12 protein-coding genes are annotated in these 23,784 nt (G+C 35.2%); all 12 read right to left on the bottom strand.

The window, feature by feature from the left end:
* Nucleotides 1-94 precede the first annotated feature (94 nt).
* The 12 genes from BUE10_RS18375 to BUE10_RS18320 all read right to left on the bottom strand — a co-directional run bounded on the left by BUE10_RS18375 (nucleotide 95) and on the right by BUE10_RS18320 (nucleotide 23,622).
* The gene (locus tag BUE10_RS18375) at nucleotides 95-1,960 is read right to left on the bottom strand and encodes a sialidase/neuraminidase family protein (protein ID WP_073487474.1); all 1,866 of its coding nucleotides are present in this window, start codon (nucleotides 1,958-1,960) and stop codon (nucleotides 95-97) included.
* A 273-nt stretch (nucleotides 1,961-2,233) separates the two neighbouring features.
* Nucleotides 2,234-3,151: a glycoside hydrolase family 43 protein gene (locus tag BUE10_RS18370; protein WP_073487472.1), complete on the bottom strand. Its 918-nt coding sequence runs from the start codon at nucleotides 3,149-3,151 to the stop codon at nucleotides 2,234-2,236.
* A 104-nt stretch (nucleotides 3,152-3,255) separates the two neighbouring features.
* A complete protein-coding gene (locus tag BUE10_RS18365; protein ID WP_073487470.1) occupies nucleotides 3,256-4,824 on the bottom strand; it encodes a glycoside hydrolase family 28 protein in 1,569 nt (522 codons plus the stop codon).
* Nucleotides 4,825-5,052: 228 nt separating this feature from the next.
* Nucleotides 5,053-6,450, bottom strand: a complete 1,398-nt coding sequence (locus BUE10_RS18360; RefSeq protein WP_073487468.1) for a glycoside hydrolase family 140 protein — start codon at nucleotides 6,448-6,450, stop codon at nucleotides 5,053-5,055.
* A gap of 209 nt (nucleotides 6,451-6,659) precedes the next feature.
* Entirely contained in the window at nucleotides 6,660-9,767 is a 3,108-nt protein-coding gene (locus BUE10_RS18355) for a DUF6298 domain-containing protein (RefSeq protein ID WP_234984765.1), read from the bottom strand.
* Nucleotides 9,768-9,912: 145 nt separating this feature from the next.
* On the bottom strand, nucleotides 9,913-11,619 hold the full coding sequence (locus BUE10_RS18350) for a polysaccharide lyase (protein ID WP_073487464.1): 1,707 nt from the start codon (nucleotides 11,617-11,619) through the stop codon (nucleotides 9,913-9,915).
* A 140-nt stretch (nucleotides 11,620-11,759) separates the two neighbouring features.
* Nucleotides 11,760-12,434, bottom strand: coding sequence for a DUF3826 domain-containing protein (locus BUE10_RS18345; RefSeq protein ID WP_073487462.1), 675 nt, complete (start codon nucleotides 12,432-12,434; stop codon nucleotides 11,760-11,762).
* A gap of 72 nt (nucleotides 12,435-12,506) precedes the next feature.
* Nucleotides 12,507-14,216, bottom strand: coding sequence for a polysaccharide lyase (locus BUE10_RS18340; RefSeq protein WP_073487966.1), 1,710 nt, complete (start codon nucleotides 14,214-14,216; stop codon nucleotides 12,507-12,509).
* A 138-nt stretch (nucleotides 14,217-14,354) separates the two neighbouring features.
* Entirely contained in the window at nucleotides 14,355-16,322 is a 1,968-nt protein-coding gene (locus BUE10_RS18335; RefSeq protein WP_073487460.1) for a RagB/SusD family nutrient uptake outer membrane protein, read from the bottom strand.
* 17 nt (nucleotides 16,323-16,339) lie between these two features.
* The gene (locus BUE10_RS18330; RefSeq protein ID WP_073487458.1) at nucleotides 16,340-19,708 is read right to left on the bottom strand and encodes a SusC/RagA family TonB-linked outer membrane protein; all 3,369 of its coding nucleotides are present in this window, start codon (nucleotides 19,706-19,708) and stop codon (nucleotides 16,340-16,342) included.
* Nucleotides 19,709-20,331: 623 nt separating this feature from the next.
* Entirely contained in the window at nucleotides 20,332-21,318 is a 987-nt protein-coding gene (locus tag BUE10_RS18325; protein ID WP_073487456.1) for a pectinesterase family protein, read from the bottom strand.
* Between the two features lie 288 nt (nucleotides 21,319-21,606).
* Nucleotides 21,607-23,622, bottom strand: coding sequence for an aceric acid hydrolase (locus BUE10_RS18320; RefSeq protein WP_073487454.1), 2,016 nt, complete (start codon nucleotides 23,620-23,622; stop codon nucleotides 21,607-21,609).
* Nucleotides 23,623-23,784: the final 162 nt, after the last annotated feature.

The raw sequence follows: 23,784 nt of genomic DNA, 5'->3' as shown, positions 1-23,784 counted from the left end.
GAAGACGCTGATTTAAACGGATTTTTTTCTCATTTAAAATCTGTTTTTATCCGCGTCTTTACGAAGTAAATCCGTGTCATCCGCGTTCTATTTTTTATAACTTTTTCGTAATCAACGATTCGATATTAAATACGGCTTCGGGGATTAATTTTCCTGTTTGTGGTAAATCATCATAATCGTCTGTATCTGGTTCTGTGTCTGCATTTGGAGAATATCTCTGTTCACCTGTGCGGAACATAATTCGCTCAAAGCCATCTACAGGAGCGTAAAAAATTCTCGTTGATTCTTTTTCGTCGTTTACCTTTATCGTATACGAACGAGTTTTAACGTTCAGTTTCACGTTTACTTTATATTCTTTTCCGGCTTCATACTTTGTAACTCCGCCAAAACGAGCACCATTTTTTGCTTTTAATTGTCCATCCGAATCAAAAACCAATCTTACCGCTGGTAATCCTTGTTTGTTTTGAAATTCAACCTGCAATAAACCATGATTATTTTGCTCTGGCTTAACGGTAAAAGTCACTTCCATTTTCTCTGCAAACGGAATAACACGTTCAGCACGCGCATAATCAAAATTATCCTGATCTCTTAATGTAAGCCATTTTTTGCCATCCGCTTTCTTTTCAATTTTGGTTGAAGCCCAAGCCAAATCGTAGGTATTCCATAATTTTAATTCCTGTCCGTCAGGAAGATCATTAAAAATATCATTTGCATTTTCGGCAACAACTGAAGTAACCGGAACTGGAATCGACGCTACCCAAATATCTTCTTTGTTCATACTATAACTTACCCAAAGTTTTCCGTCAGGCGGAGTTCCGTCACCTTCTGAAATTCCGCGAACATATTGTGGCCCTGCTGATTTGTAGTTTCCGCCATAACGCATTGGACTAATTTCTCCGTGAACTAACAATAAATCTTTGTAATTCAACCCGTCATCGCTTGTTGAAATTGCCAAAGGCCAGCGATATTCTGACGGATTATAAACGGTTGCATAACGATTATCTGATGTTTTTTGTCCCCAGATTTTGGCATTGCTGTTTACAAAACCGGGAGCACGAAGCGGATTGTATTCCCATGTTTTTCCACCGTCTTTACTAATCGAAGTTAAAGCATGTTTCCATAAACCCACGACATTTCCGTTTGGTAAATGATACGAACTTAAAGCTTTATAAGGCTTTTTAAGCGGAATTAATTCGTCATCACGATCGGCTTCTTCAACCCATTGTTGTAAAACCAAAGGATCGGATAGAATTTCTTCGCAGGCTTTTTTCAAACCTTTGTCTTTTGCCTGTGTATAAAAAGGAAATGCGGATTTCGATTTGTCCCAAGATTTATTGTATCTGATGAAATAAATTTCACCAAAACTTCCGTCTTTTTTGATTTCACGAATCACGCGTCCAATTCCTTTTCCGTCGTTTGGATCGTCTTTTTCATCCATTGCAATTCCGTAATATGCCAAGGCAAAAAGTCGTTTGTCTTTTGAAGTATAAAAACCCATTCTTTGGTGCATGATCGCATCCAGATTTTTGGCAACTCCTTCAACGCCTTCTTTTTTCCATCCGTCGGGAATATGATAGATTGGGAAAATTACTTTTGGCATTTTCCAGCTTACACCATCTTTAGAAGTCATAATCAAAGTCTGGCTCGGCGGAATATGTTCTCCAGCAGGATCACTTAAATACTGCAGATAAAAAGTATCGTTCCAATATGCCATTGTAGGCTGGTGATTGTATGTCCATCCAAAACCATCTGATTTTTCAGGATGTTCACGGCTTGCACGCATAATCTGCGTAGCGTGAACTCCAACCGCCGGACTTAACTGTCCGTGATGATAATCGACATTTGAAAGTGTTTTACCAACATAACGTACAGTGTCATTTTGTGCATTTACAGCCGTACAAACCAAAAGAATTGCGGTTGTTGTGATGATGTTGGTTTTTATGTTTTGGAAAGTAATCATTTTATTATTTTTTTAATCCTGATTAAGAAACTGTCTCAAAAGGGCAACTTTCTTTTTGTAAGCTTCAGAGAAGCGAAATATTTATAGCAAAGAATAAAGGTTTACAATATAAAGCTCCAGAGGAGTGACATGCTTTTTTTCATAATCTATAATATATATCGCTCCGCTGGAGCTTTCTCTATATCCCTTATTGAAGTTCTATAAATATTTTACCCCTCCGGGGCTTTTGCTGATAAAAATCATTTTAATCTGTGAAATCTGTGGCTTATCTTTTTATTTTCTATCAATTAATCCTTTTAAAACGTCTTCGGATATTGTTGTAATCGTTCCGTGTTTGTATCCTTCGGGAAGGTTTATTTTGGAGGATACATCTTCAAAATGAATAAAATCTGTTGTGCTTAGCGCTTTATAATTTTTTGAACCGTAATTGTCATAATACAACAACCAGTTTTTCCCGACTTTTACCACCGTTGGACCTTCAGATAAATATTCGGTTAAAGGTTTAGAACTCTTTCCAAACGGACCTAAAGGTGATTTTCCGAAAGCGACTTTTATGTTTCGCATGGGTCTTGTATTGTCTTTTAAAACCAAAACATAATCCTTTTTGCTTTTTTTGACAATTACACAATCAATTACGCTGAAACCTGGATCGTAATATAATTTTGTATCTGAAAACGTTTTAAAATCTTTTGTCGTTACATAATACATTCTGTGGTTATTTTTCTCATCCTCCACTCCTTTTTCAAATCGGAATGGAATTGTCGATGCCCAGATAATAATGTATTCATTTTTTACATCATCATAAAAAATCTCCGGTGCCCAAACGTTTACAACTTCTGGCTCATTCTTCATGACTGGAATATATTGTTGCTCCGACCAATGAATCAAGTCTTTTGAACTTGCGTATCCAAAACCGTTTCCGCCTTTCCAGTCAGTTGTCCAAACCATGTGATACGTTCCATCGCCTCCTTTTGTGATTGACGGATCGCGCATGATTTTGCTTGCTCCAATTTCTGGTTTTAAAAATGATCCTTCTAAGCCTTTCCAGTTGTAACCGTCTTCGCTGTATGCCAGATATAAACCTTCTGTTGCGGGTTCTCGAAATGACGTAAAAAGGTATAAATCTTTCTTTTTCTGCGAATAACTGATCGCGAAAATGAAAAGGGTTAATATGATGAATATTTTTTTCATGTCTTATTTTCTTTCCTGCAAGGTTTCCAAAACCTTGTAGGTATTTCTATACGCACAAACTAAACCTACAAGGTCAGAAAAAGACCTTGCAGGATTGCGTTGCGTTATTCTATAATTGCTTTTTTATCTAAAGCTGCCCCTTTTTTAACAGCTGTTGTTACGTTGTTAAAAACATTGTTTTTCAGGAAAATATTCTTTGTTTCTTTTCCATTTGCTTCGATAAAAATATCGGTTGTATTAAATGGAAAATTATTATTTATCAATGTATTTGAAACATTGTCTAATTTAATAACCGGAACACCTTTTATTGGTGTTGAAGATCCAACGTTATCTAAAATGATATTTTTTGAATCTGATATTTTGAAAGAAGAACCAATTGTCGCATTTACTTTTACATCATGAAATTCAACATCAGCAGCCGTGTTTACCGTAAAACCTTCTTTTCCGTCCATATTGATGTTCGAGAACGTAATGTTTTGAATTGGCATTTCGGTAATTCCTAAAATCTGCCCTGCTTTATTCACGTTTGAAGCTGTAATGTTGCTCATGTGAATGTTTCTGAAAATTGGTGTCTTTTCGGTTACGGGTTCAGCTTTTGTGTCTTTATCATAAAAAAGGCTTAATACGATTGCTTCTTCTTTGATGTTTTTCATTACGATATTATCTACACGAATATCTTCTACAACACCGCCTCTTCCTCGTGCTGCTTTAATTCGGATTCCGCGGTCTGTTCCGTCGAAAACACAATTTGAAATCGTGATTTTCTTGATTCCGCCCGACATTTCACTTCCAATCACAACGCCGCCGTGACCGCTTAACATGGTACAATTGGTAATCGTAACATTTTCTGTTGGCACTCCATATTTACGTCCGTCCTCGTCTCTTCCTGATTTGATGGTAATACAATCGTCACCAACGCTGATATGACAATTTGAAATATGAACATTTTTACATGACGATGGATTAATTCCGTCTGTATTTGGCGAATGCGGATTAAAAATTGAAATTCCGGTTACAGTTACATTATCGCAGAATTCAGGATTTATGGTCCAGAAAGGAGAGTTTTGAAACGTTACGCCTTCAATTAAAATATTTTTACAGCCATAAGCCTGAAAGAAAGAAGGTCTGAAAAACTTTTTATCGATTGTTCTTTTATAGTAATCAGAGTAAACGATTCCCTGATTTTGTTCGTCCCACATTTTTTGGTATTTCGTCAACGGAATCGGGCCTTTTGCGGTTTCGATTCTGTAGACTTCATTCCACCATGCTTTTCCTTGACCGTCGATTACGCCTCTTCCTTTTATGGTAATATTTTCGGCATCTTTCGCATAAAATAATGGCGAGAAAGATTTCATTACTAATCCTTCGTAACGCATTTCTACATATGGGAGATAATCATCAAAATTGTCTGAAAATTTTAATAAAGCACCCGAATCTAAATGGATTGTAATATTGCTTTTTAGTTTTAAAGCCCCTGTTAAATATTCTCCCGCAGGAAAAAAAATGGTTCCACCGCCGTTTTTAGATGCTTTTTCTATGGCATTTTGAATGGCTTCGGTACATTTTATTCCTTTGTTGTTTCCTCCTTCGTTTAGGATATTCAGCCAGCCGTCGTTTGCGAAAGCGGTGTTTAGTCCTGTTATGAAGCAGAGAATTATTAGTATGTTTTTCATAGTTGTATTTTTTTATTTCGCGCAGATCTGGCAGATTTTAGCAGATTAGCGCCGATTTATATTTTAAAAATATCTGCTGAATCTGCTTAAATCATTTTAAATCTGCGTGAAATATTTTATTCTCATTTTTGTCATTGCGAGGAACGAAGCAATCCCATTTGCAAAATCAAACTTTGTGTCTTATGGTTAGTGAGTTTGCTTCGTTCCTCGCAATGACAACCTTTGTGTTTACTTTGTGCTTAAAATCAAAACCCAGTCGTTACCATCTTCTTTTTTGCCTGAAGGCTGAAATTCTTTGGTTCCTTTATTATCTACAATTCTAATTTTTGTTTTTTGTCCGTTTCTTGGATTGTACCAAGCTGCTGTAACTTTATCCCCTGAAATCTTGCCCATATTTACTTCGATTTTTCTTCCGTTGTAAGTGTAAATCAAAGCGTATTTTTTTCCTTTTATTGCTGAAATATAATCGTATTTTTCACCTTGATTCGCAATTAATGAAGCATCTGGAATTCCTTCTAAAAATGGAAATTCTAACATTAGTTTTTTGATGTAAATCATTTGTCCTGCTCCGGGAGCATTGATTGCTGATGTCCATAATTCTTTATTTCCGTAAGCTGGTTTATCTCCTTTTCTGAACATTTGCATTACGGCGTTGTGTCCGTATGTGTAACCTGCTGCGCCCGAAAGTACTGACCAATATCCGTAACGACGAACATCATTTGCGGTCCATTTTGGTTGTAAAGTATCGTGTAAACCGTGTGGAATTCCTTCGTAAGAAGGTTCCCCGTCAAGTGTTGGTTTTGTTGGTTTTAATTCAAAATCTCTTAAAACAAATTTATAATTGTCTTCTTTAAAATTCGTTTTCACTGAATCCTGATCGTATCTTCTGTGTCCTGACTGAAACATATTGAAATCCAGCCATTTTGCATTATGGAAGTTCTCTGAAGAATCGGTTCTTCCAAATGGGTGAAAAGTCACTAACTGGTTTGGATTGTTGGTTTTTAAAGTGTTTCCGATAGCATTCCAAATATCCTGAAATTCATTTCCGTGTGTATCTCCACCGTTTAACCAAATTACGTTGGTTCTATTTTTATATCTATCGACTAAGAATTTAGCGTATATAATTGCTTGTTCTTTACTTACTTTATTTCCTTTTGAAACGTTGGTTCCCCAAACCGGAACCATTGCAACATAAATTCCGTTTTTTTGAGCCACATCTAAAGTGTAATCTACGTGATCCCAATAATCGTATTCTGTTGCGTTGTTGAAGTTGTTTCCAGATGTTATTAATGGTTTTGAAACATCTTCGTTGATTAAAGCTGCATCGCCATAAACGTTTACAGCATTTATATTATGCAAAACCATTACCTGAACAACGTTGAATCCTTTTTCTTTTCTGTCTTTAAAATATTTATCAACGCCTGCTCTGTCTAGTTTTCCGAATGTCAGCCAGCCTGTGTCGCCGAGCCAGAAAAAAGGTTTTTCATTTTCGGTAACAAAATAATGCTGATTCTTAGATACTTTGATTTGAGGCAGAACGCCTTTTGTTGATTGCGAAAATCCGCTTTGTGCTGTCAGCAAAAAGCTTATACATAGGGCGTATAAATATTTAATTTTCAGATTCATTTTTGGTTTATTTTGAATTTATGGTTGTTTGGTTGTTTGCCACGAATTGCACTAATTTTCTCGAATTTTTACTCTATGCTGTGTTTTTTCTGCCACAGATTTCACTGATTTAATGGATTTTCCAAGCTTTGTCTATAAATTTTTCATGCAGATTTCGCAGATTAGGCAGATTTTATTTTTTTAATCCTTCTAATCTGTGAAATCTGTGGCTAACTTTTTTTTACTACAAAAAGCACGTTTTCTTTGATTTCGGATTGTGGAATTGTTACTTGTTTTCCTCCGTTTATGTTTGCTTTTTTGGTGATGGTTCCTGTTGCTCCGTTTATTGTATATACTTCGAAAATTCCTTTTGCATCAGTTAAATCAATTATGATATCTTGGTTGTTTTTTAAATAGAAAAGATAGCTTTTTCCTTTGTTTTCTAATTTCCAAAGATTATCTGAAAAGGTATCTCCCTCCACTAATTTCATTTCGCTTAAAGCGGAATAAAATTCTGGAAGTGCAATTTTTTGAATGTTTGGCATTGACGCTCCAGCCATTAAAGCCGGCCATCCAAATCTTGGGGATGCATCTGTCGAATATAGAATTACTTTTTCTGGATATTTTTCTCTGTATTCGCGAACGGCACGATATACCTGATCGTCTGTTTCTTTTCCTGTTTTTAATTTTCTGGCGTGTTGTCTTGGTGCTAAATTTAATCCGCCTTGCGGTGCGTATGCCGATCCGTCTTCTTTATAATACCAATAACGAATGTCAATTAAATCTACTGTTTTGGCTCTTTGTGCATCATTTAAAATAGCATCCTGAACATCTTTTGTAGCACTTAAACCAATGATTCCTTTTTTGCCTGTTTCGTCTTTCCATTTTTGAACTTCATCAATCCAAAATTGCATGAAATGAAGCGGGCCAGTATATTCAGCACTTGTTAACTGAATTACGTTGCTGTTTTCCTGAAAATTTTCTAATGATTTTCGAATAAAACCTTGGTGCAATTTTCTTCTGGCAGGGTTGTTAACATCATAAAATTGTTCTGCCATAAAAATACGTTTGTCTCCTGCATACGGCGGCGGTTCCGGAAAACCTGTACTATTTATATTGTTTGCTGAACGCCAAGGTGAACTTGCCCAATGCGCTCCAGCTTCTATAATGTTATGTTGAAAATACTGCTGATTGATTAGCAATTGTCCTTTAGTTTCTGCTAAATCTGCAAAAAGCGACAAACGATCCCAATACCAATCATTGAATTTTGTCAAATCATATTTACTTAATTGATCCCAGGCTAAATCTTGTCCGCTTCTTGCAAATGGCTGTTCGTAGAAAGGCGGCCAAACATCGGCATCAAAACGACGAATGCGTTCGTGATCGTCCATTCTTCGTTCGTACCATAAACCATAATTATGTTCTAACGCAACCATATTATTGGTGCTTAAATAATCTGCAACTTCGTTGATATTATCTGTAAAACCTGTTCCGGTTCTTCCGGGAACAAATCTGGTAACATCCGGCAATGACTTAGAAATGTCGCTGTCTCTAAGGCTTCCTCTCCACCAAGGCACATTTAATCGGTTTCCGGCAATTACTTTATTATCGTAAATAAGCCATCCGTTTTTTGTTATTACTTTGTTGGTAGAAATTATATTTTGTGCAGAATTTATTTTTAAATCATTGGCGTTTTTAAGTCCTGAATTGCTCGTATCAATTGGATTTGCTTTTGAAACTTCTGCAATCCATTCCTGTAAATTTTCTTTTGGAGCAAGTGAATTTTTAGTTAATTCTTGTGCTGCTTCTACTTCGGGACTTGATGAAGGTTCTGAACCTAAATCGTATATAAACGGTTTCATAGGAACCTGTCCCAAACGATTTTCTAATTGCGAATAAAACAAACTTCTCGGATTGATATGTCCGTTTACATCTTTCCAATGACCGTCGCCAGCCATAATTCCGCCCCAAGTTCCAAAAGCCCAGTTTTGTGCTGTTGGCGGGCTGTAACATTCTATTTTAGATGCTGATGTTTCCCAGATTACGCTATTTGCAGCGGTCCAGCCTGCGCCTCTTCCATTTTGTTCTCTATTGTTATAACTTAAGGCGTGTCCGTCTATATATGAAACTTCAAATAATACTCCTGTTGCCCAACTGCCAATTGCCCCGCTATTATTAAAAGGCATAAACGACTCACATTGAATAAACGCATTTGGCCCTGTTGTTCCAAATCCGCCTACAGCAAAATCGTGGTAACCATATTCTGAGTAACAACGTTGAAATAGTGTTTGCTGGCCTTCGGTATAAAAAGTATGACGTCTAAAACCTGCAATTTCAGAAACAGGTTCGGTTGCTATACAATCTTCAACTGTAATTTGCTGTGCCGATTTTAATAAAGCAACTGCTCCACCAGAAAAATGCTTGAAATTCACTTGTTTTACCCAGGCATTTTTTGTGTTTTCTATGCTGATTCCTAACCATCTGTGTTCTTCGTCTTTTGGTTTTGACTGATCATAAGTTGATTTCAAAAGAATATTTTCAATCCCGATTTGCTCAATTCTTCCTGACCAAGTATATAAAGTTACTTTTGCTGGTCCGTAAACATCATCCAAAGTCATGGTTAACGGCACATTTAGCGTTACTTCATTACCGCTGATATTAGTTACAACTCTGTTCCAAGTAATATCCCAATCATTTTTTTTCCAGCCTACCCAACCGGTTTCGGCTCCAAAATCATCCATTTTTAACTCTTTAATCCAATTATCGGTTAAAGGTTTACTAATTATAATTTCATCAGATGGTTTTAATTTAGAAGCATTTTTTAATTGGATTTTTTTTGTTCCGAGTGGTGTATAAGCTGTATTGAATTCAAAAGTTTCTCCTAATTTTTTGTCATCAGTTCCTAAAATTCTAATTACTGCTTCTCTTTTTAATCCGGTTCCTAACAGAATTGTTCCGTTTTCAGTATTTCCACTTCCTCGTAAAACCACTCCTGATTTTTTAATGAATAAAGTTCCGCTTATTTTGAAAGTTCCTTTGTCTAAAAGTACAGCACCGCGAAACCCTGATTTATTTGGTTTCAAATTACTAACATAATCAATTGCTGCCTGAATTCTTTCTGTGGCGTCTTCTTCTTGTTTTGGAACAAAAATTTTATTCTCCACATTTGGTATTGCTTTTTCAGAAGCCATATATCCCGCATATGAGAAATCAGGAATTTGATTTCCTTTGCTATCTGCTGTAAAAGAAAGTTTTCCTTCTTTGGTTTTAACAATATCAGGGAAATTATTTTGAGCAGTTCCTATATTTGTTGTTAAAAACAAAATGAAACTGAACAAAAACAGATTGCTCTTTTGAAGGGAAATTATATTTTTTAGTTGATTGAAGTTCACTTTAAAATATTTTTTGTTGTGATTAAACCAGACAGGTTTAAAAACCTGTCTGGTTTGCTTTGAGAATATTCTGGTGATTAAATTTAAGACTTTATTGCAATAATCCTTTTGATTTTGCTAATGTATCTGTATTGTTTTCGGTTTTTGTCCAGTCTGTTTTACTGTTTGGGTCAATTCCGTTAAAATATTTCTCGATGTTGGTGTATCCGTCGCCGTTTGCATCTTTGTTGGCATCAGAAGCATCATTCGGGTTTAAACCGTTTTTCTTTTCCCATGCGTCTGGAATTCCGTCATTATCAGAATCTTTATAAGCTTTTCCTTTGTAAACCGGATAACCGCCTACTTGGTCAGGATGAGTTATAATTCCTTTTTTATAGGAGTCTGCAGGTAATCTTCTTTTAATAAAATCTTTTCCTATTGCGTTTTCTAAACCGTCTTTAACTTCAATTTTTCCTGTGCGAACTTGTTTGATAATTCTTTCGTCAACCATGTCTCTTTTTGGGATTGTTGCTCCAACATTATTTAAAACAAATTCATAGGCTTCTTCTGCTTTCATAATTGTAATATGAGGCATTGTAAAGGCTTTTGGCTGTTTGATAAATTCTAAATATGATTTTACTTCTGCTTCCGGAAGGTCTTCTAATTGTACACCGCCATTCCAGTTATCGGCTGTAACTTCTGGAGAACCAACAATAAAATTACCCGAAACATAGGCTCTTCCGTATGTTTTTGGTTTCATATATCCTGATTCTGGTTTTAGAATTCTGTATCGTATTGGCTGATCTGAAGGTGTAATTGGTCCCGGTTTAAAATAATTATTGATGATGTTAAACATCGAACGATAATCACCTCCGTCAAGAGAACGATTCCACCAATTGAAAATCACATTGTTTACAAAATTAAAATCACCGTACATTCCGATTGAGGCATTTCTTGAAATATTATCAGCCCATAAATTACGCATAAACGTGCTGTTTAATCCGCCAATTGTACTTCCAAAGGCATGATTGTAAGTATCTAAACCTTCTGAAGAAATGGTATTTTGAATGGTAATATTACAAGCTGGCAGTTTTTCTAATTTCGATTTATCATTGGCCTGAAACTGATGTCTGTATAATGAAATATTTTCGTCTAATCCCCAGCTTACTGAGCAGTGATCTACGATTATATTTCCTATTGGATTTCCTCCAAGTGCGTCATCTCTTCTGGCTACTTCGGTTGCTCCACGACGAAAACGCATATGTCTGATAATTACGTCGTGTGTATCGATTTCCAGAGTTTCACCAGCAATGCAAATTCCGTCGCCCGGAGCAGTTTGTCCTGCAATTGTAACGTACGGCGCACGCATGCTTATTCTCTTTTTTAACTGAATAATTCCAGAAACATTAAAAACTATTGTTCTGGCTCCAACGGCTTCGCAGGCTTCACGAAAAGTTCCTTTTCCGCTGTCTTCTAAACTGGTTACTACAAATATTTTTCCGCCGCGGCCACCTTGTGTAAAAGCTCCGCCGCCTTCAGCTCCCGGAAAAGCAGGAATATCTGCCTGAACGAAATCTTTAGGGTAAGATGCCCAAGGTAAATAAGGTTTTCCTTGTTTAGCTTCTGTCTGTATTGTACTGTAATTATTTTTCCAGATTTCGGCTAACCTTTTTTCTTCATCGGCCAAAATTGCATCGGCTTTGTCTTGAAGCGGTTTCGGAATTTCTGGATATTGTGCATATGCCGAAGTAAAGAAAGAACAAAATGAAAAGATCATCATGGTTCTTTTTAATGTGGTTATTGGGAAGGTAGTCTGCATTTTTAGTACTTAGTGAATAGTTCTTAGTAATTAGTGATTAGCTTTTTGTGATTAGTACTTAATTCTTAGTGATTAGAGTTTAGCAATATTTTTTTAGTCATAAAAAAACGAATCACTCTTTACTCTTCACTAAGGACTTCTTATTGACCTGCTTTGGTTTTCTCTCTTTCTTCAAGACGTTTGTGCCAGTCAGCACTTTCCTTGTTTAGATCGTAACCTTGTTTTGATAAATAGTTATTGATTCTTCCTTTGTATTTACCAAACCACCCGTGTTTTTCTTTAGATGAACCACCGTCCATTGCATGTTCTCTGGCTTCAACTAAAGCTTTGTAGATATAATCTTTTTGCTCTGCAGTTAAATTTGGAAGCATGTCGTTATAGCCTGCAACTGTTATTGGAAGCACGCCATAAGTCATTCCGTCTTTAACTTCAGTAATTTTGTCTTCTGATAATTCTTTGCCTAATTTTTTAAGGTAAGATTTATGCAGTTTTTCAATTGATTCGTCTGCTTTTGATTTCAGTTTATCAATTTTCTCGTTTTGTTTTTCTTTTGCTAAACTGCTATCGTCTTTTATTTTTTTGATTTCAGCGTCTCTTCCATCCTGAATTTCGCTTAAATCTCTAAATTGCTGTGCTACAATATTTGAAACTGATGTTTCTTTTTTAGTATCTTTTAAATCTAATTTGGCAACGATTTTTGCTGCTCTTTCATTGGTTACTTTGATATATTCAGGATCTAAATGCTGCTGTGCATTTAATGCTGAAAATGAAAAAACCAATGCTAAAAAACTGATATTAAATTTTCTTAATGCCATCTTTTCGTGCTATTTTAATATTTAAAAACATTCTCATTTCATTGCGAAACAAGAATGTTTTTAAAATGTTTCTTATTTTAAATCTAATATTGGTCGAACTAATGTTTCTTTATTATTAGCAAGATCTTTCCAGTTTACTTTTATTGCCGGATTTACACCGTTGATGTAATCTTCAATATTTGTATATCCGTCTTCGTTTAAATCTCCTTGTGCATCTGATGCATCGTTTGGATTTAATCCGTATTTTTTCTCCCATGCATCCGGCATACCGTCTTTATCTGTGTCTACATAAGGTTTTCCTTTGTATTCCGGATATCCTCCAACTTGAGAAATATCTGTAATGATTCCTTTTTTATAAGAATCCATCGGTAAACGTCTGTGTTCGAATTGATAGAATTCTTTTTTCTCTAATCCTTTTGCATATTCAGGAACTCCTGTTTTAACTGTTCTTACGATTCTTTCGTCAACTTTATCTCTAATTGGTAATGCTGCTCCAACATTTTTAAGTACAAATTCATATGATTCTTCTGCAGTCATGAATTTATTGAACCAAGGCATCGGGAAAGGTTTGTCTGCTTTCATTTTATCGAAATAGACTTTTGCTTCATCATAAGACATTAATTCTCCTTTTTTATTTTCAAGTTGAATTCCGCCGTCCCAGTTGTCTTTTGTTACTTTTTCATTGTTGTTTACTACGTTTCCGTTTGCATAAACTCTACCAAAAACCATGTATGGTAATTTACTTCTTCCTGATTCTGGTTTTAAAATTCTATAGCTTATTGGCTGAGATAAATCAGTAACTGGACCTGGTTTGTAAAAATTGTTGATGATGTTGTAATTTGCTGTATAATCACCTCCGTCTGTAGATCTGTTGTACCAGTTAAAAACTACGTTGTTTACAAAATTGAAAATTCCATTCCAACCGATAGAAGGATTTCTTCCTGCATTATTAGCCCACATGTTTCTCATAAAGGAACAGTTTTCACCACCTAAAGTACTTCCGAAAGCATGGTTGTAAGTATCTAATGCTTCTCCAAATAAACTGTTTTGGATTGTAATATTTACTGTTCCTACTTTTACGTCTGCATAACCTGGACCCGGACTGTAAATGTGTCTGTAAATTGACATATTTTCGTCTAATCCCCAAGTTGCTGACACGTGATCGATCATAATGTTTCCAATAGGATTTCCTCCAATTGCATCATCACGACGTCCTACGAAAGTTTCTCCTCTGCGGAAACGCATGTGTCTGATAATTACATCGTGTGTATCAATCCAAACTGATTCTCCTGCAACACAAATTCCGTCTCCTGGAGCTGTTTGTCCAGCAATTGTAATGTATGGTGCACGAATAATTAACGGACTTTTGATTCTGATAATTCCTGAAACATTAAATACTATTATTCTTGCTCCTCCTTGTTCACATGCATCACGAAGCGTTCCTGGCCCACGGTCTTCTAAGCTAGTTACCGTGTAAACTTTTCCGCCGCGACCTCCGAAGGTAAACATTCCGCCTCCTTCTGCACCCGGGAAAGCAGGGATTTCTGCCTGAGGTAAATCATTTGGACGAGATGCCCATGGAATATATGGTTTACCGTGTTTTGCTTCTTCTTCAATAACTACTAAAGCTTTTGCCCAAGCTTCATCAGAAAGTCTGTTTGCTTCGTCTTTAATAGCTTTTTCCTGCGCCTGAACTTCTGCACTTAATTTTGGGTATTGGGCGAAACATTTTGCATTTCCCAAAAACAGCAGGGTCAAGATAAATAATGCGGAATTTTTCATGTTAATTTTGATTTTGGTAATTCTGTTTAAACAAATCACCTGCATCTAAGTAGAATACAGGTGAAGATTTGTCATGTTTAATTTTGTTTATTATTATTAGATATGCTTAATGATTTAGGGCAATTCATTTTGCTTATCTTATTCTTGATAATTGTAATCTCCATCACCACCAGAAGCATCTTTCCAGCCAATTGTTTGTTTCAACCATGGGTTTTGAGATAAAACAGTGTTTTGCAATCCCATAATGTAATAATTTGGATTAAATTTAATTTTAACCGCTGCATTATTAACATTATCCATAGGAGTTGGAGGTGCTGCAAATATGAAGTTATCCGTATAGAATGCTGCTAAAGCAGTTAACTGTGTTTGGAAATTAGCTGAATCTGGATCTGCTGAAATACTTGCACGAGCCGCTGCTAAAGGATCTGCATTTGTAGCTGGATTTTTATACTGCAAATAGTTCCCTGTTCTTTGCGTACCATTTATTGGCTGTAAACCTAATTTAGTAATAGTACTTCCACTAGTCGTTCCCGAAACTGTAGCGTTATCATAAAGCATCCAGCGCTGAATATCCCAAAAACGTTTTCCTTCGTAAGCTAACTCAACTCTTCTTTCGTATAATACAGCTTCTATTGCTGCATATTTATCTGATAGTGTTCCTATTCCGTAATTATTTGCAGAAGAAATACCTACTCTTTTTCTAATTCTTCCTAAATAAGCTACTGCGTTACCTGTTTGACCTAATGCTGCATAACTTTCTGCAATGTTTAATAACAATTCAGCATAACGATATTCTAAAATATCATTTCCTGAATATTGAAAACTACTTGCATTAGTAGCTGTTACATCTGTCATTTTTCTAACTAAAGCTGGACTTGTCTCATTGTTTGAATCGCTATAGTAAGATTTATTTGCACCGTCTAACCAACGATAAGCCCAAACAACTGGTTTTGCACTTTCTTTATAATCCCATTTAACACCTGAAAAAGCAAATGTTCTGTAAAATCTTGGGTCACGTTTGATAAAGAATAGAAATGAATTATAACCATTTGCAGTTGTTGGTCTTGCACCATTGTCCATTGGAAATAAATCAATCATTTCTTTAGGAGCTTCAAGAGAACCTGTTCCACCCTGGCTTATTGGACGAATAGCTTTTTCCCAAGAGTTGTTCATAGCTACATTACTATTAGTAACTGTTAAAAGCTGTGTTGTAATCGCTTCAGAACAGAAAGCATTACCGCCAAGAGCAAACATATTCTGCCAGTCTTTGGCTGAGTTTCCATAAAGTCCATATCCAGCTGCTGTTAATGCAGTTTCAGCTTCTAAACCAGCTTTTAATGCTGCTTCCCAACGTTCGTTAGAATTATCCCAGTTTTTATTAAATAATGGACTTGCATATGTTAACAATACTCTTGATTTTACTGCTAAAGCTGCACCTTTTGTAACACGTCCATATTCACTTGTCCAATTTGGGGGCAATAAACTTGCCGCCATATCTAAATCTTTTACGATTTGCTCTACAACCTGAGTTACTGTCGCTCTAGGTACTTTAATTTCTTCATTTTCTGAACTTGGAGTCTGAACTTCTGTAACAATTGGAACACCTCCATATACTTTCATCAAATCAAAATACTGAACAGCACGTAAATAATACAACTGCCCTTTTGCCTGATCGCGAAATGTTTTGTCTAAATTAGTTCCTTTTACATCTATATCCCTAATAAAAGAGTTACAGTCTCTAATTCTGTTATAAGGAACGTTATTAATTTTGTCTTCCAATTTTCCTCCGTAATAACCAGATCCATCTGCTGCGTTTACATAGGTAATTGTTGGGTTAATAAGGGGTTGTATTCCTCCAACTTCTTCTGTCATTTTAGAATAGACATCTGTAAAAGAACCAACTAAACTTTGATTCGGAGATTTAAAAGCAGAATAATAATCGAAGTAAACATTATTAACGTACCAGTTCGCTCTTTCCTGGCTTTCATAAAATGAGTCATCTACACTTCCGTAATTTTTCTTTTCTTCCAAAAAACTATCACTACAAGAAGCACTTAGCACTGCAACAAATGCTAAAGTTATATATTTATTAATTTTTAGTTTCATCTTTAGTATTAATTAAATTAGAATGTAATATTAAAAGTAACCGCCCATGTTCTTAATGTTGGATAATTCTCAGAAGAACTATCGTACATATTGCGGTAGTGATCTGGATAAGGATTATATAAATCCCAAAGATTATTACCTGTTACACCAATTGACCATTTTGCAATTTTAACTTTATCTAGAATTTCTTTTGGCATGTCAAATCCTAATGTTAAGTTTCTTACTGTACAACGGAAAGTATCTAACTGCCAGAAATCAGATGGGACAGCAATATAATCCTGATTAGCTAAGTTTGGATATCTTCCATTTGGATTATCATCTGCATACATATCATTCCAGAAAGTTTCACGTGCCCACATATTATGAGTAGACCCTGTTCCTTGTTTTACAACATCGATAGCGCGATAACCTCCCCAAGATGTTGCAATTTGTGTTTTGAAGAAAAATGATTTATATCTTGCTCCTAAATTTGTAGTAAATCCGTAAGTTCTGTTTTTGTTAACCAATTTTACATAGTCTTCATTTTTTTGAATTTGCCCGTTAGGCCCAGCCTGAGTACCATCTTTATCATTAAACTGTCCTCCGGCATCTTCATAAGCAAGCATTCCTCGTCTCATATTTGCTACAGAAGAAATCCCCATGTAATTTGGTGCTCCACCAATTGCTGCTGCATTTGCCGTTAAATAATTCCAGTAGTTAGTAACATCTTCATCTGTACGCAATATACCATCTCCTGTTGAAGTTCCTTTCCATGTTCTGAATCCCCATTGTGGAAAAAATGTAGACTGACCGGCTTGTGTAAGGTTATTTGATGGATGCATTAAAGCTGGTTCAGGATATTTCTTAATTTCATTATCTGATAAACCAAAGTTTACGCCAACATTATAATTAAAATCTTTATTAATCTTGTCTTTCCATGTCAAACTAAACTCTGCTCCCCAAGAATCAACCGCTGCGTAATTTTCTTCGGCGAATCCACCACCTACAGAAATTGGTACACCAACTACACCAGCCATACCTGTTAACATGTTTTTAGATTTATCATAATAAAAATCAGCTGTTAAAGACAATCTGTTTTTTAATACAGCCAAATCAATACCCAGATTATTTTTTACAGTTGCATCCCATCCTACATTTCTGTTTGGTTCTACTCTAGGTGTTACAGATCCTCCTAACGTTCCTCCGTTTGATCCAAACTGAAATCCTTTGTCTGCATTTACATCATACAATTTCATCCATCTCCATGGATTAATGTTATCATTTCCTGTTTTTCCAATAGAATAACGCACCTTAAGAAAATCTATCCATGATATATTATCCGTAAACCAGTCTTCTTTTGAAACAATCCATCCTGCTTGAAGCGAAGGGAAGAATCCCCAATAGTTTTCTGGTGCAAATTTTGTAGATGCATCACTTCTAAAAAGGAACTGAAGCATATATCGTGATTTATAGCTATAATTAACACGTCCTAAATAAGACAAAGTTCCTTGCTCTCCTTTTAATGCCGTTGAATTAGTAGTTAAGGTACCTGCAGTTTGGTAAGAGCCTGCATAATCTTTACCCGTATTTTCAAATGCTAAACGTGTGCTGTTAAATTCTGTTTCTGAACGTTCTACAGAAAACATAGCACCTATTTCATGGTTATCAAATGTTCTATTGTAATCTATAAAGAAGTTGGCTTGCATAGCTTTAGAATTAAAACTATCATAATATACTCTTGAACTACGAGTATTAGTTTCAATTACATAATAATTATCAACTCCATTATTTGTAGTTGTTGGCAATGCTGCACTTGCTAAATGGCTGTCTAGTTTTTCATATCCCATTATTCTTGCCAAATCATATGGCAATTGAACTTGCTCTGTACTTTCTGAATTTTGTGTTCTTGAATAAGTTCCTTTAATAGACAATCCTTTAATAAATGGAACTTTCCAGTTAAGCGACATATTTACATTATAAGAAAAGTCACTTGAAATTTGTTTAGAACCATTATTTATGGAAGCAAAATAATTATATCCGGCAATTGTATTATTTGCATTTGCACTACCTAATGTACGATCTGTGCGAGCAAATGGTGACATGTAATACTCCTTACCATCTACAACAGTTTCCCACGGAATATATTTTGGCATATGAAGCAAAAATCCGTAATCTGCCTGTTCTCCACCTGATGCAGAGGCATAACTACTGTCATTAATACCAGATGAAGCTTTAGTAAATGATTTTTCAATATCGCCTGAATTTCCAGAAACTGCTGCAGAAAAATCTAAAGAACTTGAGATTTTTGCTGTCATACCAGTACGGAAATTCCATTTATTGTAATCTTGTTTTCCTAAATTCGCCCCTTGTGTAAAGTAATTGATCCCTGCAAAATAAGTTGCTTTTTCTGTACCACCATTTACACTTAAGGTATGTTTTTGCTGAATTGCCGGCTTCCATGCTTCATCCAGCCAGTCATAATCCAATCCTTTCATTTCTTCTAATTCTGCAGGAGTAAAAAGGTATGATCCATTAGTCCCAATATTATTTCCTCCAGTAAAAAATCTATTAGAAAAAACACCATAGTCATATGCACTCATTGTTTTACTGTGACTCACTGCATCGTTTACAGCAAACTGACTGAAATATGAAAATGAAGGCACACCGCTTTTTCCTCTTTTAGTTTTAATAACAATTGCTCCCTGAGATGCACGAGAACCATAAATTGCAGCCGAAGCATCTTTCAAAACAGTCATACTTTCTATCTCTGAAGGATCTAATCTATTAAATGCTTCCAAAGAGGCTCTACCTGTAACAGGATCTACCTGAATCATATCATCAATTACAATTAATGGTGTTTTTGAACTACCATCTTTTGAGAAACCATAAGTTTGACGAATTTCTATTGATCCTGCATCACCAGGACGGCCGCCTCCATCTATAACGCTCAAACCAGGTACTAAACCTCTTAAGGCATCTGATAAATTTGACACTGGAAGCTCCTGAATATCTGATGCATTAATTGTAGCAATAGCTCCGGTTAGTTTCTCTTTTTTCTGAGAACCATATCCTACTACAACAATGTTTTGTAATTCGTTTGAATCTTCTGTTAATTTAACATTTACAGTTGTACGTGTTCCAATTGCTACCTCTTGTTTTCTCATTCCAATAAAAGAAAAAACTAAAGTTGCATTTGGCTTAACTTTAATTTGAAATTGACCATTAAAATCTGTCGTAACATTATTCTTTGTAGATTTCTCTGTTACGTTTACTCCTGGAAGTAAACCAGACACATGATCAGTCACAGTTCCTGTTACTGTAACTAGATTTGAGTTTTGAGCATAACTCATCACACTCATCAGTGTAAACAAAAGAAAACTACATCTCTTTAAAAGTGCTTGTTTCATAAATGTTTTTTGTTTTTGGTTAGGTTTTATTTAGTGTTAGTTAGTCATGTTAAATGTGTTTCACTTAAAGATATCAAAATTTAAAAAAAGTTTAATTTACTTTAAATTAAATGTTAAAAACACATTTATTTTACATACCAAAAATATAACGATGACGAATTAGAACCGTCCTGTTCTATCCTGCTTTACTGGCATTATCTAAAAAAAACTAACTCAAAAAAACAATATTAATAAAAAAAAGAAGGAAAAAATAGACAAAATAGAAAAATTAAGCAATAAGATTGCGTATAATAAAATAGAAGATATGCTTTTAAAACAAATACAGAAGAATTAGCATTAAAAACAAAAAAATGCTGTTTTTTCTGCAAAATCATGTACTGAAACACTGTATTTTAATAGGTTAAGTTTAGCAATATAAAACAAAAAAATGGCTCTTCTTTTTAGAGAAAAGCCATTTTTTAAAGTAGAAATCTTACAACCTGAAAACGTTTTCGCTTTACAAAACATTCCTTAATTTTTTACTAAAAAAATATTTTTTTTAAACGTAAAATCTGACCAATAAAAAAAATAGAAATGCATTTTTTGGTACAAAATCTAAAAATACCTAGTCCTAAACCTGATAATTATTTATTCGGATTCCATCCATTTAAAACCAAATCCCGATTGTATTTCTTAATATCAGATTTTTTCAATTGATGCGACCAAGGTACTCTTTGTGACAAATCTTTTGCGCTTGAACCTTTACTTCCATATTCTGCGTAATAAGCTGTTTTATCTTTATCTGGAAATCTGGTATCAATCCATGCGTTCCAGCCTTCGGGTATAATATGTGAACCTATATCTGTATTGATAAAAACAGTTTGGGCATAAGGTCTCCAAGGTCTTCCTAAAAATACTTTATCTACCGATTTATCTTTTGCGGTAAGTTTACATTCAACAAAAACAAAACCATACGTCTGACCTTGCGGAGTTGAAGCTGCTGTAATATAGGAATTCGTTAAACTTTCAATTGTACATTTGTAAAAATAAGCTGTCGCAGCACCAAAAATAAAATCGGTTGTACCGCTGATAAAACAGTTTTCAAAGTAAACTCGGGTATTTTCTTCTGATAAAAATAGCGTATCCTGATTTCCTAAGATATTACAGTTCTTGACAATAACCCGATCACTTTTTATATGCAGCGCCACTGCCTGTCCTACTCTTCCTGCTGTATTTTCGACAGTAAGATTTTCAACAGTACAATCATTTCCTTTAATCAAAAAAGAATATGAAGTTGAAGTTCCAAAAGTCTTTTTTCCAGATGGATCATTTTCATGAAACGGTTTTCCCGAATAGTCATCAAATGAGATAATGGCTTTCTCTCTATCTGTTCCTTTTAAAGTAATGAATGCTTTAGCAGCTGGAATCTCTAATTTTTCTATGTATTTCCCTGGCTTTATAGTTATTACAACTCTTTTTTCTGAATTGTCTTTGACATTGTTTATCGCTTCCTGAATGGTTTTAAAATCTCCTGAACCGTCTTGGGCAACGGTTAATATCAATTTATTATCAAGTGTTTGGGCTGATATAGATAATGTTGTTAGTAAAAATAAAGCTAGAATATATTTCATGATTTTTTATTTAAGATTATTAGATTGTAGAGACGCACAGCAGTGCGTCTACGTCACGTATACACATTCTTAAAAACATGTAAGACGCACTGCTGTGCGTCTCTACCGAAAATAAAACGAGAAATCGCATTATAAATTCAGTAATCTTAATTGCTAATCTTTGTCGAGTTACGTGTGCGATTCCTCGTTCGGAATGACAAACTGTACGATTAATAATCTTAGAAATTTAAAAATCCGTTTTTAATCCGCGTCTTTACAAAGTAAATCCGTTTCATCAGCGTGTAAAATTTAATGTGCCATCCAAACCGTCATTTCCCCTTTTCCTTTATTTCCCCATGCAAAATAAGGAATCAATTTTACTGATACTACAGCTGCATCTTTAGAAGAAAGTGGTTTGTATAAAGTTTTATTCCATGAATTATTAGAATTTAGTACCGCTTCTGCGTCAATGCTGACTAAGTTTCGATTATTTAATGTAAAACTGTTAATCTTAAATTTCGAATTCACATTTAAAGCCACATCATTTACACTTGTTTTTGCCGGAAGCTGATCATATTCTAAACAATAAACCAAAGGTCCTCTTTTTACAGCAATCTGATTTTTAACTTCTTCCACAAGCGGATTAGCTTCCATCAATTCAACCGGCATTGGAAGATTCAATTCAATCACATCTCCTTTTTTCCATTTTTGATTTAATTTCAAATAAGTTCCAGAAACGATTTTATCAGTAATCTTTGCATTATTAACAGAAACTTCAGCATTCTGACTCCAGCTTGGAATTCTTAAAAAGAAGTTCTGTAAATCTTTTGGCGCTTTTACGATTTTCAAGGTTATTTTTCCATCCCACGGATAATTAGTCTGCTGTTCGATTTCGATTTCTTCTCCATTTAAAAACCTTGTTTTCAATTGATTACTTCCGTATAAATTTACATACAAACCTTCTTTCGAAATATTGTAAGCATAATTTCCAATTTCGGCAACTGTTCTGGTTACGTTTGGCGCACAGCAGTTTGACAATGCAATATAGCCTTCACGCTCATTTCCCCAACGCTGATGAAATGGCAAATCGTTAGAAACATTCAGCGGATTGTTATACAGGAATTTTTCTCCCTCTAAATCCATTCCAGAAAGAACACTGTTGTATAATGCCAATTCTACAATATCAGCATATTTCGCATCGCCCGTAATTTGAAGCATTCTCCAGTTCCATAAAACGTTTCCAATATTAGCGCAGGTTTCGGTATGTGCCGTTGCGTTTGGCAATTGAAAAGGTCTTCCGTAAGCCTGATGAATTTTTTGCACATCGGCAGGATTATAAGATGTCCCATCTGGCGAAACACCATCGTACAAAGAACCGCAGCCTCCAGTAATGTACATTTTGCGATACGTTACATCATCCCAAATAGATTCTAAATTGTCTAGTAATTTCTTTTCTCCCGTTTCGGCATATAAATCGGCAACTCCGGCGTATAGGTAATTTGCTCTTACGGCGTGACCCATTGCAGTTGTCTGCTGTCTAAACGGAATTCGATCCTGATTGTCATCGGTTCCATCATTTGTAGTTCCGCGAATATCGATTAAATTATTGGCCAATTCCAGATATTTTGGATTCTTCGTCGTTCTGTACATTTCGACAATTCCCATATAATGAGACGGACAAATCGCATTTCTGGCTAATTCTGGTGAAGCTTTTTTATAGAAATCATATAAGAAATCAGCAACTCCTTTTGCAATATCCAAAAAGTTTGTTTTTCCTGTAGCACGATAATGAATGCAGGCTGCAGTCATTAAATGTCCCATATTGTATTTCTCAAAACCTAATTGTTTTTTTACTTCTTCCGGGCCTAAAGTTCCCCAGCGTTCATCAATTAAAACTGGTGTATGAATATAACCGTCTTTACGCTGTACTTTCGCGAAAAGCGCAATAGCTTTATCCATTTCGGCATCCAGTTTTTTATCTTTTGTAACGGCATACGTTGCTGCCATTCCTTCAAAAATCTTATAGAAATCACCATCATGAAATGAAGGTCCTTTGAAAGTTCCTTTGCTTAAACCTGCTGCAATTTCGAAGTTTTTGTAAGCATGCGAAGTTTCATTATGATACAAATCCCACATATACGGCAATGTATTTTTGGTTTCTACATCAAATTGTTCTTTCCAAAAACCGTTTGTCCATTTTACATCTTGCAAACCTACACTTTGCAGTTTTGAATACGGACTTTCTGAATTCGCAACCAAACCTTTATTCTGTGCTGAAATAATACTTGAAATAAGTAAAGTCGATATGATGATTTTCTTTTTCATTTTTTTCTTATTGTGATGATTTTGTAACGCTGATGATACGGATTGCCTGAGGCAAAACGCGGATTTATACGGATTTTTATTTTGCCACGAATTACACGAATTTCCACGAATTATTTTTTTACTATACTGCGTAAAAAATTAGTGGAAATTCGTGTAATTCGT

This window comes from Flavobacterium sp. CF108 (assembly GCF_900129795.1).
In the GTDB taxonomy this organism is placed as follows: domain Bacteria; phylum Bacteroidota; class Bacteroidia; order Flavobacteriales; family Flavobacteriaceae; genus Flavobacterium.
Note: the sequence above shows the minus strand (reverse complement) of the source record. Positions and strands in the feature narration are given on the sequence as shown.

Coding starts and splice junctions, on each gene's coding strand:
- BUE10_RS18375 (WP_073487474.1), bottom strand. CDS start 1,960: ATGATTACTTTCCAAAACATAAAAACCAACATCATCACAACAACCGCA.
- BUE10_RS18370 (WP_073487472.1), bottom strand. CDS start 3,151: ATGAAAAAAATATTCATCATATTAACCCTTTTCATTTTCGCGATCAGT.
- BUE10_RS18365 (WP_073487470.1), bottom strand. CDS start 4,824: ATGAAAAACATACTAATAATTCTCTGCTTCATAACAGGACTAAACACC.
- BUE10_RS18360 (WP_073487468.1), bottom strand. CDS start 6,450: ATGAATCTGAAAATTAAATATTTATACGCCCTATGTATAAGCTTTTTG.
- BUE10_RS18350 (WP_073487464.1), bottom strand. CDS start 11,619: ATGCAGACTACCTTCCCAATAACCACATTAAAAAGAACCATGATGATC.
- BUE10_RS18345 (WP_073487462.1), bottom strand. CDS start 12,434: ATGGCATTAAGAAAATTTAATATCAGTTTTTTAGCATTGGTTTTTTCA.
- BUE10_RS18340 (WP_073487966.1), bottom strand. CDS start 14,216: ATGAAAAATTCCGCATTATTTATCTTGACCCTGCTGTTTTTGGGAAAT.
- BUE10_RS18335 (WP_073487460.1), bottom strand. CDS start 16,322: ATGAAACTAAAAATTAATAAATATATAACTTTAGCATTTGTTGCAGTG.
- BUE10_RS18330 (WP_073487458.1), bottom strand. CDS start 19,708: ATGAAACAAGCACTTTTAAAGAGATGTAGTTTTCTTTTGTTTACACTG.
- BUE10_RS18325 (WP_073487456.1), bottom strand. CDS start 21,318: ATGAAATATATTCTAGCTTTATTTTTACTAACAACATTATCTATATCA.
- BUE10_RS18320 (WP_073487454.1), bottom strand. CDS start 23,622: ATGAAAAAGAAAATCATCATATCGACTTTACTTATTTCAAGTATTATT.